The sequence below is a fragment of the Diplocloster modestus genome (genome assembly GCF_019042245.1).
GTDB lineage: Bacteria > Bacillota > Clostridia > Lachnospirales > Lachnospiraceae > Diplocloster > Diplocloster modestus.
Genome location: NZ_JAHQCX010000028.1, coordinates 1 through 15,246, shown reverse-complemented (window position 1 = coordinate 15,246; position 15,246 = coordinate 1). Strand labels below are relative to the sequence as shown.

The 15,246-nt window shown below is 50.1% G+C and carries 11 protein-coding genes; all 11 read left to right on the top strand.

Annotation, left to right across the window (positions count from 1 at the left end; translation table 11 throughout):
- The 11 genes from KTH90_RS23960 (at position 1) to groL (ending at position 15,094) form a co-directional block, all read left to right on the top strand.
- Positions 1-1,836, top strand: a complete 1,836-nt coding sequence (locus tag KTH90_RS23960; RefSeq protein ID WP_158355556.1) for a glycoside hydrolase family 13 protein — start codon at positions 1-3, stop codon at positions 1,834-1,836.
- A complete protein-coding gene (locus KTH90_RS23955; protein ID WP_158355557.1) occupies positions 1,833-3,176 on the top strand; it encodes an extracellular solute-binding protein in 1,344 nt (447 codons plus the stop codon). Before KTH90_RS23960 ends, KTH90_RS23955 begins: the two co-directional genes overlap by 4 nt.
- A gap of 111 nt (positions 3,177-3,287) precedes the next feature.
- Positions 3,288-4,178, top strand: a complete 891-nt coding sequence (locus KTH90_RS23950) for a carbohydrate ABC transporter permease (protein ID WP_238727567.1) — start codon at positions 3,288-3,290, stop codon at positions 4,176-4,178.
- Between the two features lie 8 nt (positions 4,179-4,186).
- Entirely contained in the window at positions 4,187-5,041 is an 855-nt protein-coding gene (locus KTH90_RS23945) for a carbohydrate ABC transporter permease (RefSeq protein WP_238727566.1), read from the top strand.
- A gap of 18 nt (positions 5,042-5,059) precedes the next feature.
- A complete protein-coding gene (locus tag KTH90_RS23940; RefSeq protein WP_158355559.1) occupies positions 5,060-6,904 on the top strand; it encodes an alpha-amylase family glycosyl hydrolase in 1,845 nt (614 codons plus the stop codon).
- A 371-nt stretch (positions 6,905-7,275) separates the two neighbouring features.
- On the top strand, positions 7,276-8,808 hold the full coding sequence (locus KTH90_RS23935; protein WP_238727565.1) for a YifB family Mg chelatase-like AAA ATPase: 1,533 nt from the start codon (positions 7,276-7,278) through the stop codon (positions 8,806-8,808).
- Between the two features lie 13 nt (positions 8,809-8,821).
- Positions 8,822-9,700 carry a DNA-processing protein DprA gene (dprA, locus tag KTH90_RS23930; protein ID WP_238727564.1) on the top strand — a complete coding sequence of 293 codons (879 nt, stop codon included), beginning with the start codon at positions 8,822-8,824 and terminating at the stop codon, positions 9,698-9,700.
- Between the two features lie 41 nt (positions 9,701-9,741).
- Positions 9,742-11,832 carry a type I DNA topoisomerase gene (gene topA, locus KTH90_RS23925; RefSeq protein ID WP_158355562.1) on the top strand — a complete coding sequence of 697 codons (2,091 nt, stop codon included), beginning with the start codon at positions 9,742-9,744 and terminating at the stop codon, positions 11,830-11,832.
- Between the two features lie 69 nt (positions 11,833-11,901).
- Positions 11,902-12,717, top strand: coding sequence for a GTP-sensing pleiotropic transcriptional regulator CodY (gene codY / locus KTH90_RS23920; RefSeq protein ID WP_158344644.1), 816 nt, complete (start codon positions 11,902-11,904; stop codon positions 12,715-12,717).
- Positions 12,718-13,163: 446 nt separating this feature from the next.
- Entirely contained in the window at positions 13,164-13,448 is a 285-nt protein-coding gene (gene groES, locus KTH90_RS23915; protein WP_158355563.1) for a co-chaperone GroES, read from the top strand.
- 26 nt (positions 13,449-13,474) lie between these two features.
- A complete protein-coding gene (gene groL, locus KTH90_RS23910; protein WP_158355564.1) occupies positions 13,475-15,094 on the top strand; it encodes a chaperonin GroEL in 1,620 nt (539 codons plus the stop codon).
- Positions 15,095-15,246: the final 152 nt, after the last annotated feature.

Genomic DNA, 15,246 nt, shown 5'->3' with positions numbered 1-15,246 from the left:
GTGAGAGAAGTGTTGAACAAAGCTGCCGTGCTTCATCGTCCCACGAAGGAGTATATTTATCCGGAATCACGGCATACGCTGGTGTGCCAGATGTCCGCAGCCCGGGGCGATCTGGAGCGGGTGGAGCTTCAGTATTGGTATCGCACAGAGGAAGAGGAGGAAGCGCGTCATTGTCTGCAAATGACCTGTTCTTTGCGGGACGGCTGCCGGGATTATTACAGGGCCAAAGTCACGTTCTCCGGGCCGGCCGCTTACGTACGTTACTGTTTCAGGCTGGAGAAGGGGGCGGACGTATACTGGTACGGTCCAAATGGTTTCCTGGATCATAAGCCCGGTATGAAGGAACATTATTTTGAATTCCTGTGGCCCAATGAAGGGGACGGCTACCGGGCGCCTGACTGGAGCAGCAGCCAGGTATATTATCAGATTTTCCCCGAGAGGTTTCGCAACGGAGACAAGTCGCTGGACCCGCCGGGAACGGTGCCCTGGGGAAGTGTCCCCAACCGTGAGGAATATATGGGCGGGGATCTGGCAGGGGTCATTGAGAAATTGGAGTACATAAAAGATCTGGGCGCCACCTGTATTTACTTTACCCCCATATTCCATGCCATGTCGAACCACATGTACGACACGGTGGATTATTATTCGGTGGATCCCCGGTTTGGTTCGGCGGACCTTTTCCGTCAACTGGTGGATGAAGCCCATAACAGGGGATTACGGATCATTTTGGACGGGGTATTTAACCATTGCGGTTATGATTTTCCTTTTTTTCAGGATTTTGTGGTTCATGGGGAGCAGTCGGCGTACCGGGAATGGTTTTATGCCGATTCTTATCCGGTACGGACCGATCCGCCTAACTATGACTGCGTGGGCCATTATAAATGGATGCCGAAGATCAACCTGAACTGTCCGGAGGCCAGACGTTACTTTATCGAAGTGGGAAAATACTGGATCCGGGAGTTTGATACGGACGGCTGGCGGCTGGATGTGGCCGACGAGGTGGCTACCAGCTTCTGGGAACAGTTTGCATGGGAATTAAGGCAGGTGAAATCCGATATTCTGCTGATCGGAGAGACCTGGGGAGACGCGGGAAGAATCTTAAACGGCAACCGGCTGGACAGCGCTATGAACTATCTGTTCAAGGATGCGGTGACCGACTTTATCGCGCGTGAGCGTATCACGGTATCGGAATTTGACGGAAGGCTGAACTGGATGCTGGCTCTGTATCCGGAAGAAGTATGCCTGCGGATGTATAACCTGCTGGACAGCCACGATACGGCCCGTTTCCTGTACGAGTGCGGCGGACAGGTACGGCTGCTTAAGCTGGCGGCCGCCGTCATGATGACATTCCCGGGCTGCCCGGCCATATTTTACGGGGATGAGGTGGGTGTCACCGGAGCCAATGACCCGCTGTGCCGGCAGGCCATGATATGGGAGGAAGAACGGCAGGATGCAGAGCTGCGGTTATGGTATAAGAAACTGGCCGCGGTTCGCCATTCCTCCGGGTCCCTGCAGCGGGGAAGCTTCTGCGCGAATCTGATATCGGATGAGAAAAAACTATACGGTTATCTCAGACAGACAGAGGATGAGGTTACTGCAGTAGTAATAAATGCATCCCCGGACACGGCTGAGATGGAGGTGCCGCTTCCGTATGAAGGGGAGTGGACCGGCCTGTTGGATGGCGGGAAGATAATAACCGAAGAGATATTGACCGGAAAGAACGGGGACAGCAGCCGGTATACGAACTGTGACATGACGGAATACCGGGGATTGATCAAAGTGGAACTGGAAGCATATTCCATAAAAATATTTCAAAAAAGAGGTGTAATAGTATGAAAGGGAAGGGTATTAAAAAACTATTGGCATTATCACTGGCAGCCATGATGACTTTCACGCTCTCGGCATGTGGGGAAAAAGCGGCTTCGAACCCGGAACCGGCACAGACAACGCCTCCCAAGGCGGACACTGCGCCGGCAGAGACTCCTAAGAGTACGGAAACGCCGCCCGCGGAACCGGTCACTATCAACTTCTGGCACCATTACAGCGCCCAGTCGAAGGAGAACGAGACACTGACCAAGGTGCTGATCCCGAAATTTGAGGAGGAGAATCCGGGGTATAAGGTGAACGCGGTTTCTCATGAATGGGCGGACCTGCACGATAAGATCCTGGTGAGCGCCAGCTCCGACACACTGCCCGACGTGGCCCGGTTGGATATCGCCTGGGTGCCGGAGTTCCAGAAGATGGATATACTTGTTCCGCTGGATCAGGAGATGAGTGATTTTGGTACCGTCGGCGGGAACCTGCTGGAAAGTGCGATGAGTACCGCCAAGATCAAGGATCACTACTACGCGCTGGCCCTGAATACGAATTCCAAGATTATGTTCTACAACGAGGAAGCATTCAAAGAGGCCGGTCTGGAACCGCCGAAAACCATGGACGACTTTGTGAACGCGGTAAAAAAACTTTCCGGAAAGAATAAAGACGGACAGCAGGTGTGGGGATTGGATGAGCCGGCCCTGTCCGGATGGAACGTACTTCCTTATATATGGAGTTACGGCGGATCCATCACGGATGAGAATTTTACCAAGGCTGACGGATATGTGAACAGTGAAGCGACGGTTAAGGCGGTCAAAATGCTGGCCGACATGTATAAGAACAAAGAGTTTACAGGCTTTAACAGCGGAGATATTCCGATGACCGACGGGTTTGGCACCGGGCGTTATATGATGCTGTTAGAAGGCCCCTGGAAGACGGCGGAGATGGCCGGCGGGTATCCGGATTTCAAATACGGGACCTGCGAGATGCCGGCGGGCGACGGCGGTTCCATATCTGTGCTGGGCGGCGAGGACATCGCCATGTTCAAGACAGCGAATAAGGAAGGCGCCTGGAAGTTCATGCAGTTTATGACCAGTGAATTCGCGGAAGTGGAAATGGCAAAATGCGGGCAGATTCCGGTAAATAAGACTGCGCTGGAGAACGACGCAGTGAAGAACGCGGACTTCGCGCCGTTCCTGGATGCCATTCAGACCGCCAAGGCACGTCCTCCGGTAGCGTCCTGGTCGGAAATCGACAACGAACTGACCAACGCCATGACATCAATCATAAAGGATGGGACGGACGCACAAAAAACGCTGGACGATCTGGCAGCTAAAATGGATAAACTGCTGGCGGAATAGCAGGTGTAATTGACTGCAGTTAACCGGGGCGGGCCAAACCGGATAAAGAACGGCACAGGCGGCGGATGGATCCGGCGTCTGTGACAGCCCGGCCGGGAAAAGGAGGATGACATGGGAATCAAATCAATTCGCAACCGCCTGCAGATATCGGCCCTTTTACTGCCCGGTGTGGCCGTGTTTGCACTATTTACCATATACCCCATTGTAAAGCTGTTTCAGATGAGCTTTTTGGCATGGGACTTTGGGGCCATGACCAGACAGGAGTTCGCGGGCCTGCAGAACTATGCGGATGTCCTGTCGGACCCTACTTTTGGCACCGCGTTCGTGAACACTCTGCTGTATACGCTGGTGACGGTTCCGGGGCAGATGATCCTGGGCCTGCTGGCGGCCACGTTTATTAATGCGATTCCAAAGTTCCGGGTATCCTTCCGTGTCGTCTATTACCTCCCGGTCATTACTTCCTGGGTGATCGTGTCCCTGGTATTTAAGTATATCTTTAATACGGAAGGAATGCTCAATTATTTCCTGTCCGACGTCATCCATCTGACGAACGGGAATGTCCCCTGGCTGGACTCCCGGCAGGGCGGGATGTTCGTGGCGATGATGCTGGGAATCTGGAAGGGGGTTGGCTGGAATATGGTGATCTTTCTGGCCGCTCTGCAGAGCGTTCCCCAGGACCTGTACGAATCCGCGGAGATGGACGGCTGCGGCAGCTTCGGTAAATTCTTCTATATCACGCTGCCCAGCATCAGGGGGACGATCTTGTTTGCTCTGGTCATGCTGACCATCGGCGGGTTTAACGTATTTACTTCTATTAAAATGATAACGGCCGGCAAGCCGATGCACCAGACGGAGACGGTGCTGACGTGGATGTATTATAAGGCATTTAATACGGGCAAGTTCGGATACGCGGCCGCCCTGTCCTTTATCGTGGCGGTGACGCTGATCCTGCTGGCAATCCTGCAGTTCAGGGTCATGAGACAAAATGACGCGCCAAAGTGAGGTGTTTGATGATGAATCGGATAAACCACAGAATGTGTAAAAAGAATATACCATTATATGTGCTGCTTCTTTGCGGCGGGGTCGTGTCCGTATTGCCCATGATCTATATGATCAGCACGTCTTTAAAACCGAACGGGGCGCTGTATGAATTCCCGCCGCATTTTTTCCCGGCGCTTGACAAAATCACGGTGGAGAACTATGTCTATATTTTTCAGCAGGAAAAATTTTATATCAATTTCCTGAACAGCGTCGTGGTGGCTGTGCTGACGGTGATCCTGACCGCTTTTATCGCGGCGGCCCTGGCCTTTTGCATCGCCCGTTTCCGGTTCCCGGGACGGAATATCCTGTTCGGGCTGGTGATCGGTACCATGATTATCCCCGGCACGACCCTGATCATTACTCAGTATCAGCTGGCCACTTTTTTTCATCTGACCAATAAACTGCTGGGTCTGATTCCGTTTTATGTGGCATGGGAACTGCCTTTTTCCACATTCATGATCAAGAGCTATATCGAGAACATACCAAAGGATTTTGACGAAGCTGTGTACATGGATGGAGGCAGCACGTTTACCGTGTTTTTTAAGATCATGCTGCCTCTGGCCAGCCCGGCCATCGCGTCGGTTAGTATATTCAATTTTTTGACCGCATGGGAGGAATTCCCATGGGCTTTAACCGTAATCAACGATAATCTGAAAAGGACCTTGCCCATTGCAATCTCCGGATTTTTCGGGCAGCATCAGTTTACCCAGTGGGGCTATGTGTTCGCCATGTCTGTCGCGAGCCTGGTTCCGATATTGATCATCTTCATATGCTTCCAGAAATATTTTGTATCCGGATTGCAAACAGGGGGGATAAAAGGTTAAAAGGTGAGGAGGAATATCATGTATAAGAAGAACTTTCGGATGAAGGCTCTTAGTATGGTGTTAGCTGTCCTGTTCTGTGTTTCCCTGCTCATGCCGTCGCAGGTTTTGGCTGAGACGAATACCCAGCCAAGCAGCGCGCTGAATGAAAGTGATATTATTTATATGGTATTGACGGACCGTTTCTATGACGGCGATTCCACGAATAACGGAACGCTTAACCAGGAATACCGGCCCGGACAGTTGAAATACACCCAGGGGGGCGACTGGAAGGGACTGACACAGAAGCTGGATTATATCAAGAATCTCGGGGTTACGGCGATCTGGATCTCACCTCCGTCCCAGAATGAACTATTGAGCAGGGACGGAGAGGAATCCGGATATCACGGATATTTTACTCATGATTACAATTCAGCAGATCCCCATTACGGAACCAAGCAGGATTTGATTGATCTGGTGAACTCAGCGCATGCCAAGGGACTGAAGGTGATTCTGGACGTGGTGCCGAACCATACCGCGGACTATTTCGCCGGGACCGCCACCACTTATAGTTCGGCCGACTACCAGCCGGCCGCGCCGTTTAATAATCCAAGCTGGTATCATCATTACGGGGATATTACAAACTGGGATAACCCTTTCCAGGTTCTGAATTATGATCTGGGCGGGCTGGATGATTTGAACCAGGATAATCCCGACGCGCGGGCAGCCATCAAAGACGCTTATAAAAACTGGATCGATATGACCGGGGCAGACGGCGTACGGGTGGATGCTGCCCGTTCCATACCCAAAGACTTCCTGCAGGAATTCGAGCAGTATCTGGGCGTGCCTTCCTTTGGGGAAATCTTTGTAGGGGATGTGGACTATGTAAGCGATTTTGCCAATTATGAATGGGGGGTGCTGGATTTCCCGCTGTTCTTCCAGGCCAGGGAAGTTTTCGCCCATGATGCGAGCTTTACCACTGTGAAATCGATTCTGGATCAGGATTACAAATATAAGGATGTCAATCATCTGGTCACTTTCATAGATAACCATGACAGAGACCGGTTCCTGTGTCTGGCGGACGATAATTATCAGAAGCTCCGGCTGGCGCTGACCTTCCTGTTCACAGTCCGGGGTATCCCCGACGTCTATTACGGAACGGAGCAGAACTGCTATGGCGGCGGTGTTCCCACCGAGTGGGCCGGGATCGCCAATAAGGAAAACCGGGAAGTGATGCCCGGATTTTCTGAAGACGGAAACATGTATAAACTGATTCAAAGACTGAGCCAGCTGCGCAAAGATTATAACTGCCTCCAGACCGGCACCCAGCGGGAAATGTGGGTGGAAGATAATATCTACGCGTATTCCCGCAGGAATGACACGACCGGTCAGGAAGTCATCACCGTGATCAATAACGGGACCAGCAATGAGACGCGCCAGATACCGATCAGGGCGGAGAGTTCCCTGGGCGTGGGCACCGGACTGACGAACCTGCTGGATACGTCTGTTTCCGTTAACATCACTGCCGGCGGCGTGACCGGGAAGCAGATCAGCCTGCAGATTCCGGCAAAGACCGCATACGTATTCACGTCGGGCTCCGTGGCGGCCTATACTCCTCCGGCCAGGAATGTAACGACGATCCGGGTCCACTATGATGTGGGGCTTGGCAACGATATGTACCTGCGGGGAGACAGTTATCCGCTTACCTGGGATATAGGACGCAAGATGCTGAATGTAAGCTCCGATGTCTGGGTATATGAGACGGAGCGGATACCGGCCGGCGCATCCTTCGAATTTAAGCCGATGATCAACAATACCACCTGGTCCAGCGGTAATAACTTTGTTGGAACTGGAGGACAGGTGAACGACATATACCCGACCTTCTGACTTTTACAGGCTCCGCAGTATAATAAAGTTTGGGACTGGCGCCTGGCAGGATGAGAGGGGCCTGTCCCCGGATGTTAACTGGAGTATTCCGGCATCCGGGGACAGGCCCCTTTCTCCCCTGGCTGCTGAAAAATCGGGCTTTACTGCCGAAAGGTGCCAGTCCCCTCCCTGAATATTAATTCGAATAAACTTATTATGTCATGTATTTTAACAGTTAAGTATTGATATAACAGCTATTTTATAGTATAGTAAGCTTATCGGACAAGTTCTTTGTCTGTTTTCCGGCGTATCGCCGATTTTTCCTATATTAACTCACAATTTTATACAAAAACGCGATCTCTGCATTTTACAATTATGAAATGAGGTGTTATATGTTTAGTAGCGTATTGTCTGCGTGTGTGTGCGGGATTGAGAGTATTCCGGTGCATGTGGAGGCGGATATCAGTGACGGACTTCCGGTTATGAATATGGTGGGCTATCTGGCTTCGGAGGTGAAGGAGGCGCAGGATCGTGTCCGCTCGGCTATGAGGAATACGGGAATCCGTCTGCCGGTGAAGCGGATCACGGTGAACCTTTGGCCGGCAGATATCAGGAAGGCGGGGTCTGCTTTTGATCTTCCCATTGCGTCCGCGATTCTGGGGGCGTTGGGGATGGTACCGGCCGGAAGGATGGAGAAGGTGGTGATCGCAGGGGAGTTAAGCCTGAATGCGGAAGTGAATCCGGTAAATGGTATTCTGACCATGGCGGCCGGAGCGAAGGAAATGAAGTGTGACTGCTGTATTGTCCCGAAACAGAACGCGCAGGAGGCAGCTGCGATTCCGGGGCTTACAGTGATCGGGGTTCAGACACTTGCGGAAGTGATTGCCTATCTGAATGATGAGACGGCGCTCCAGCCGGAATATGTGGATCCGGAAGAACTGCTTACACAAGGAGAGACGGAAGAGCGTATGGATTATGCGGATATCTTCGGCCAGGAAGCGGTAAAACGGGCCGCGGAGGTAGCAGTGAGCGGCAGGCATAATCTGCTCATTATCGGGCCGCCGGGAGCGGGAAAGACGATGATAGCCAAGAGAATCCCCACGATCCTGCCCAGGCTGACGATGGAGGAAAGCCTGGAGATAACGAAGATATACAGCGTGTGCGGACTTCTCAAAAAGGGCGAGGGGTTGATTCGGAAACGTCCGTTTCGTTCTCCTCACCATACGGTTACGACAAATGCGCTGGCCGGCGGAGGGAGGATACCCAGGCCAGGTGAGATCAGTCTGGCTCATCTGGGGGTGCTTTTTCTGGACGAGATTCCCGAGTTTTCCAAACCGGCCCTGGAGATCTTACGGCAGCCGATGGAGGAGCGGGTGATCCATATCGCCAGAAACAGGGGAAACTATACATTTCCGGCGGATTTTATGCTGGCGGCAGCTATGAATCCCTGTCGGTGCGGTTTTTACCCGGATATGGAAAAGTGCAGCTGTAATTCCGGAGAGATCAAAAGATATCTGGGAAAAATCAGCGGACCGCTGCTGGACCGAATGGATATCTGCTCGGAGGTGCCCAGGATGGAATATGGGAGAATGGCAGCTAAGAGGATAGGGGAGACATCCGAAGCTATCCGCGAACGGGTTTCCAGAGCTCATGAAATACAGCGCCGGAGGTATCAGGGGACTCCCTTCCGCTATAACGCGGAACTGACGCCGGCGGCCATCGGGACGTACTGCGCGCTGGGGAAAAAGGAAGAAACGCTGCTTTCGGAAGTCTTTGATAAACTGGACATGAGCATGCGGGGCTGCCACCGCGTACTGCGGGTGGCGAGAACCATCGCAGATCTGGACGGCAGCGATAGAATCCGTACGGAACACTTAAGTGAGGCTGTAATGTACCGGATGGGCGATCGGAAATTCTGGCATTAAAGGGGGCATGAATATGGAAAGAACGGAATATGTTTCTTATGGAGAGCCGGCCTATCCGGAGAGGCTGGGGAAAATACAGGCATATCCCCAAGGTCTTTACGTAAGGGGGAAACTGCCGGATCCGGAAGTGCCGGCAGTGGCCATCGTGGGAGCGCGTATGTGCAGTGCCTATGGGAGGAGTAAAGCTCGGGAATTCGGCAGAGTGCTGGCAGCCAACGGGGTTCAGATTATCAGCGGATTGGCGAAGGGGATCGACGGATGCGCCCAGGAAGGGGCGTTAGAAGCGGGAGGACTGACATTCGCGGTTATGGGCTGTGGGGTAGATATCTGCTATCCCAGAGAGAATTACAGGCTGTATGAACAGATTATAAAGGAAGGCGGAGTGATTTCAGAGTATCCCAATGGGGAACAGCCGGTCAACTGGCATTTTCCGGCCAGAAACCGGATCATCAGCGGCCTGGCGGATCTGGTACTGGTAATTGAAGCCAAAGAAAAGAGCGGGTCTTTAATTACGGCTGATCTGGCGTTAGAACAGGGAAAGGACGTATTTGCGCTGCCGGGCCGGGTGACAGACCCGCTCAGCATGGGATGTAACCGGCTGATCGCCCAGGGAGCCGGTATTGCATTACGGCCGGAAGAATTGCTGGAAGGACTTGGAATCATATTTGGTAAATCTGACGGGAAATCGAAAAAAATGAAGATACCACTTGAAAAAAAAGAAGTTTCGGTGTATGCTTGTTTGGATTTAGTCCCAAAAAGTGTAGATGAAATTATGGCGGTAACCGCCTTGCCTATACAGGAAGTATTTCCAATATTATTGTCCCTTCAGCTAAAGGAATGCATAGAAGAAGCGGCAAAGGGGAAATTTGTCAGAAGAGACTTTCCGGTATAAACCGGTGGTTTTAAGTTAAGTAGATTTTCGGAGGGTATTAAATGGCTAAGTATTTAGTGATCGTGGAATCACCGGCGAAGGTGAAAACGATTAAAAAATTCCTCGGTTCCAATTATGATGTGGCGGCGTCGGGTGGTCACGTAAGGGATCTGCCCAAGAGTCAGCTGGGAATCGATATTGAACATGATTATGAACCCAAGTATATTACGATCCGGGGGAAAGGGGAACTGCTGGCTGATCTGCGCAAGAAAGTTAAGAAAGCAGATAAGATTTTTCTGGCGACTGACCCTGACCGGGAAGGAGAGGCGATCTCCTGGCATCTGTCCAAGGCCCTTAAGCTGGAAGATAATAGAATGGCCAGAATCAGTTTTAACGAAATTACCAAAAATGCGGTGAAGGCTTCTCTGAAAGAACCCAGGGATATTGATATGAATCTGGTAAATGCGCAGCAGACCAGAAGAATTCTGGACCGTATGGTTGGTTATCGGATCAGCCCCCTGCTGTGGGCAAAGGTTAAGAGGGGATTGAGTGCGGGACGTGTGCAGTCAGTGGCGCTTCGTATCATTGCCGACCGGGAAGAAGAGATCGACGCATTTATTCCGGAAGAGTACTGGACCCTGGATGCAAATTTTGGTATTCCCGGGGAAAAAAAAGTATTGGTCGCCAAATTCTATGGGGATAAAGACGGCAAGCGCACAATCCGGAATGAAGAAGAGCTGAACCAGATCCTGAAAGATCTGGAGGGAGCCGACTATCAGGTGGCTGATGTCAAGACCGGTGAGCGGATCAAGAAACCGCCGCTTCCCTTTACAACCAGTACCCTGCAGCAGGAAGCTTCCAAGCTTTTGAATTTTTCCACCCAGAAAACCATGCGTCTGGCGCAGCAGCTGTATGAAGGGATCGAAATCGCGGGCAACGGTACGGTTGGTGTGATCTCCTACCTGCGTACGGATTCCACGAGAATCTCCGACGAGGCGGATGCGAATGCGAGAGCCTATGTGGAGGAGGTCTACGGAAAAGATTACGTGACCACCGCCCAGGCGTCTTCCAGTAAGGGCAAAAAGATCCAGGACGCCCACGAGGCGATCCGTCCGACAGATATCACTAGGCTTCCCGCTATGTTGAAGGAATCCTTATCACGGGATCAGTTCCGCCTGTATCAGTTGATCTGGAAACGCTTTACAGCCAGCAGGATGAGCCCGGCCAGATATGAGACGACTTCCATTAAAATAGACGCGCGGGATTATCGTTTTACGGTAGCAGCTTCCCGTCTGGCGTTTGACGGTTTTATGTCCGTCTATGAAATAGATGACGAAGAAAAGCAGCAGAACAATGTGCTGGCCAGACAGATTACTACAGATACCCAGATTCATCTGAATGAATTTGACCAAAAACAGCATTTTACACAGCCGCCGGCTCATTATACGGAGGCCACGTTAGTCAAGACGCTGGAGGAACTGGGGATCGGACGGCCCAGCACCTATGCTCCTACCATTACCACAATCATCGCCAGACGTTATGTGGCGAAGGAAAATAAAAATCTCTATCTGACCGAGTTAGGGGACGTGGTTAATTCCATCATGAAGCAGAGCTTCCCCAGTATCGTGGATGTGAATTTCACCGCGAATATGGAGGGCCTGCTGGACTGTGTGGAAGAAGGCACGGTCAATTGGAAAACAGTGGTCAGCAATTTTTATCCGGATCTGAGAGATGCAGTGGAAAAAGCGGAAAAAGAACTGGAGCAGGTGAAGATAGAAGATGAAGTCACCGATGTAATCTGTGAGGAGTGCGGCAGGAATATGGTGATCAAATATGGTCCTCATGGCAGATTCCTGGCCTGTCCTGGATTTCCCGACTGCCGCAATACCAAGCCATACCTGGAAAAGGTGGGCGTTACGTGTCCGAAGTGTGGAAAGGAAATCGTGCTGCGCAAGACGAAAAAAGGCCGCCGTTACTACGGATGCGAGGATAATCCGGAATGTGATTTTATGTCCTGGCAGAAGCCGTCCCAGGAGAAATGTCCGGAATGCGGAGGATACATGGTGGAGAAGGGAAGTAAGCTCGTCTGCGCCAATGAACACTGCGGTTATGTCAAGGTAATAAACAAAGAAAAAAAAGAAAAAACTTCTTAAAGATGTGAGATAATTCGGTTGATTTTCAGACAATTCCATGTTAGAATTGTGGTTGTTTAGGAGGTCGCCATGAGTATTCAACTATTAGACAAAACCAGAAAGATTAATAAGCTGCTTCATAATAACAGCCACAGTAAGGTGGTCTTTAATGATATCTGCGCGGTGCTGGCGGATATTCTGGATTCCAACATACTGGTGGTCAGTAAAAAAGGAAAGGTTCTGGGTTCATCCAAATGTCTGGATGTCGAGGAGATTACCGAATTGATATCAGACCGTGTGGGTCAGTTTATAGATCGGACTCTGAACGAACGATGGCTGTCCATCCTTTCTACAAAAGAAAATGTAAATCTGCAGACTCTGGGTTTTGACTCGGAAGATGTGCTGAATTATGAGGCAATCATAACGCCCATCGATATTTCGGGGGAGCGTTTGGGCACTCTGTTTGTATATAAAAAGGATGTCCGGTTCGATATCGGAGATATCATCCTGTGTGAATATGGAGCAACCGTTGTCGGCCTGGAGATGATGCGGGCTGAAAAGGAAGAAGCGGAGACCAGAAAACGGCAGATCCAGGTAGTTAAGGCCGCGATCAACAGCCTGTCTTTCTCGGAACTGGAAGCGATCATCTGTATCTTCGATGAGCTGGGAGGACCGGAAGGAATCCTGATCGCCAGCAAGGTCGCGGACAATGTGGGGATCACCCGTTCCGTAATCGTCAACGCCCTGCGCAAGTTCGAAAGCGCTGGTGTGATTGAGTCCCGTTCCTCCGGTATGAAAGGCACCTATATCAAAGTAATAAACGATTATATATTCGAAGAACTGGATGATATCAAGGAACGCAAAAGAATGTCTATGGAACTGAATATCAAAAGCACAGATTATTAATGAAACTCAAATAACCTACCTCACTTGAACCGTGGGGTATAAGGGATACTGTCTCTAAACTTGGAGGCAGTATTTTTCGATTGTCTGCGTTAGGCAGGGAGTTGTGAGAGGGCCCGGAACAAACTCCCCAACGGGGGCTCGGACAGTGTTCCAGCCTCTCCGGCCCATGGTTGCATCCCCCCAGGTTTATACCCCGCAGGCGTGCGTGCAGCAAAGCTGCACGAAAAAGTATAAAAAAAGTATAAAATCGTATAAAAAGGATAAAATTAAGAAAATGGATAAAAATGTTAGAATAATCTAGAAAAAATGAGAATATATTGAGAAAATCGCCAATATGTAAAGTTGCACGAAAGGCGAGAATTATCTAATATATGACTATCGGTTAGCACTCGAATAAAGTGAGTGCTAATAATACACAAAGCAGAATTCATTAAGGAGGAATTATCATGAAATTAGTACCGTTGGGAGACAGAGTAGTTATTAAACAGTTAGAAGCAGAAGAAACTACAAAATCCGGTATCGTATTACCTGGACAGAACAAAGAGAAACCTCAGCAGGCAGAAGTAATAGCAGTAGGACCCGGTGGAACGGTAGACGGGAAAGAAGTCAAGATGGAAGTAAAAGCTGGCGATAAGATTATATATTCCAAATATGCCGGAACAGAAGTAAAAATCGATGAAGACGAATACATCATCGTAAAACAGTCCGATATCTTAGCAATCATCGAATAATATAGAAAGAGTAGGAGGCTATTATCATGGCAAAAGAGATTAAATACGGAGCAGAAGCAAGAGCTGCATTGGAAACAGGTGTTAATAAACTGGCGGATACCGTCAGAGTGACGTTAGGGCCCAAAGGAAGAAACGTTGTACTGGATAAATCCTTCGGCGCTCCGCTGATCACCAACGATGGTGTTACCATCGCAAAAGAAATCGAGCTGGAAGACGCTTTCGAGAACATGGGCGCTCAGCTGGTTAAAGAAGTGGCAACCAAGACCAACGACGTAGCCGGTGACGGAACTACTACCGCTACCGTTCTGGCACAGTCCATGATCCACGAGGGAATGAAGAACCTGGCAGCAGGCGCTAACCCGATCGAACTCCGTAAAGGAATGAAGAAAGCTACAGACGCCGCTGTCAATGCGATTCATGACATGAGCAGAAAGATCTCCGGCAAAGACCAGATCGCAAGAGTAGCCGCTATTTCTGCAGGTGATGATACAGTAGGTGATATGGTAGCAGACGCTATGGAAAAGGTATCCAATGACGGTGTTATCACGATTGAAGAATCTAAGACCATGTTGACAGAACTGGATCTGGTAGAAGGTATGCAGTTTGACAGAGGTTACATCTCCGCCTATATGGCTACCGATATGGATAAAATGGTTGCAACTCTGGATGAACCCTACATTCTGATCACAGACAAAAAGATCAGCAATATTCAGGAAATCCTTCCTCTGTTAGAGCAGGTCGTACAGTCCAGCGCCAAACTTCTGATCATCGCAGAAGATGTGGAAGGTGAAGCCCTGACCACCCTGATTGTGAATAAATTAAGAGGAACCTTCAATGTAGTAGCTGTAAAAGCTCCAGGCTACGGCGACAGAAGAAAAGCAATGCTGGAAGATATCGCTATCCTGACCGGCGGACAGGTAATTTCTGATGAACTGGGACTGGATCTGAAAGAAACCACAATGGCTCAGTTGGGACGTGCGAAATCCGTTAAAGTTGAAAAAGAGAACACCATCGTCGTTGACGGTTATGGTGAGAAGAGTGCCATCGATGCCAGAATCAGCCAGATCAAAGCTCAGATCGAAGAAACCACCTCTGATTTTGACAGAGAAAAATTACAGGAAAGACTTGCCAAATTATCTGGCGGTGTTGCAGTGATCCGTGTAGGTGCTGCTACCGAAACAGAGATGAAGGAAAGCAAGCTTCGTATGGAAGATGCTCTGAATGCAACCAGAGCAGCTGTAGAAGAAGGTATCATCGCAGGCGGCGGTTCCGCATATATCCATGCAGCCAAAGAAGTCGAAAAACTGGCTGAAACAATGGAAGGCGATGTCAAGACAGGCGCTAACATCATCCTGAAAGCTCTCGAAGCTCCGCTGTACTACATTGCGGCAAACGCAGGACTGGAAGGCTCTGTCATCGTGAACAAAGTAAAAGAAGCTAACGTTGGCCATGGCTTCGACGCTTACAAAGAGCAGTATGTAGATATGGTAGAAGCAGGCATCCTGGATCCTTCCAAGGTAACCAGAAGCGCTCTGCAGAACGCCACCAGTGTAGCAGCTACCTTCCTGACCACGGAATCTGTAGTTGCCAACATCAAAGAAGATGCGCCGGTTCCTCCGGCCGGAGGCGGAATGGGAATGATGTAATTCCTTTTTAATGGGGCCCTGAAAAGGGGCCCCTTTTTTGGACTTTTTTTATCTGGATAAAACTGAAAATAAAACGTTACTATTCACGGCCAATGTCAGTTAGTTAAGGATAAACATATGGGATAATAGAATAAATATCCCACTTTGTTTGA

What these genes read in the sequence shown, in the direction of transcription:
- KTH90_RS23950 (WP_238727567.1), top strand. Translation starts at nt 3,288, where the DNA reads ATGGGAATCAAATCAATTCGCAACCGCCTGCAGATATCGGCCCTTTTA.
- KTH90_RS23940 (WP_158355559.1), top strand. Translation starts at nt 5,060, where the DNA reads ATGTATAAGAAGAACTTTCGGATGAAGGCTCTTAGTATGGTGTTAGCT.
- groES (WP_158355563.1), top strand. Translation starts at nt 13,164, where the DNA reads ATGAAATTAGTACCGTTGGGAGACAGAGTAGTTATTAAACAGTTAGAA.
- KTH90_RS23935 (WP_238727565.1), top strand. Translation starts at nt 7,276, where the DNA reads ATGTTTAGTAGCGTATTGTCTGCGTGTGTGTGCGGGATTGAGAGTATT.
- KTH90_RS23955 (WP_158355557.1), top strand. Translation starts at nt 1,833, where the DNA reads ATGAAAGGGAAGGGTATTAAAAAACTATTGGCATTATCACTGGCAGCC.
- codY (WP_158344644.1), top strand. Translation starts at nt 11,902, where the DNA reads ATGAGTATTCAACTATTAGACAAAACCAGAAAGATTAATAAGCTGCTT.
- topA (WP_158355562.1), top strand. Translation starts at nt 9,742, where the DNA reads ATGGCTAAGTATTTAGTGATCGTGGAATCACCGGCGAAGGTGAAAACG.
- KTH90_RS23945 (WP_238727566.1), top strand. Translation starts at nt 4,187, where the DNA reads ATGATGAATCGGATAAACCACAGAATGTGTAAAAAGAATATACCATTA.
- dprA (WP_238727564.1), top strand. Translation starts at nt 8,822, where the DNA reads ATGGAAAGAACGGAATATGTTTCTTATGGAGAGCCGGCCTATCCGGAG.
- groL (WP_158355564.1), top strand. Translation starts at nt 13,475, where the DNA reads ATGGCAAAAGAGATTAAATACGGAGCAGAAGCAAGAGCTGCATTGGAA.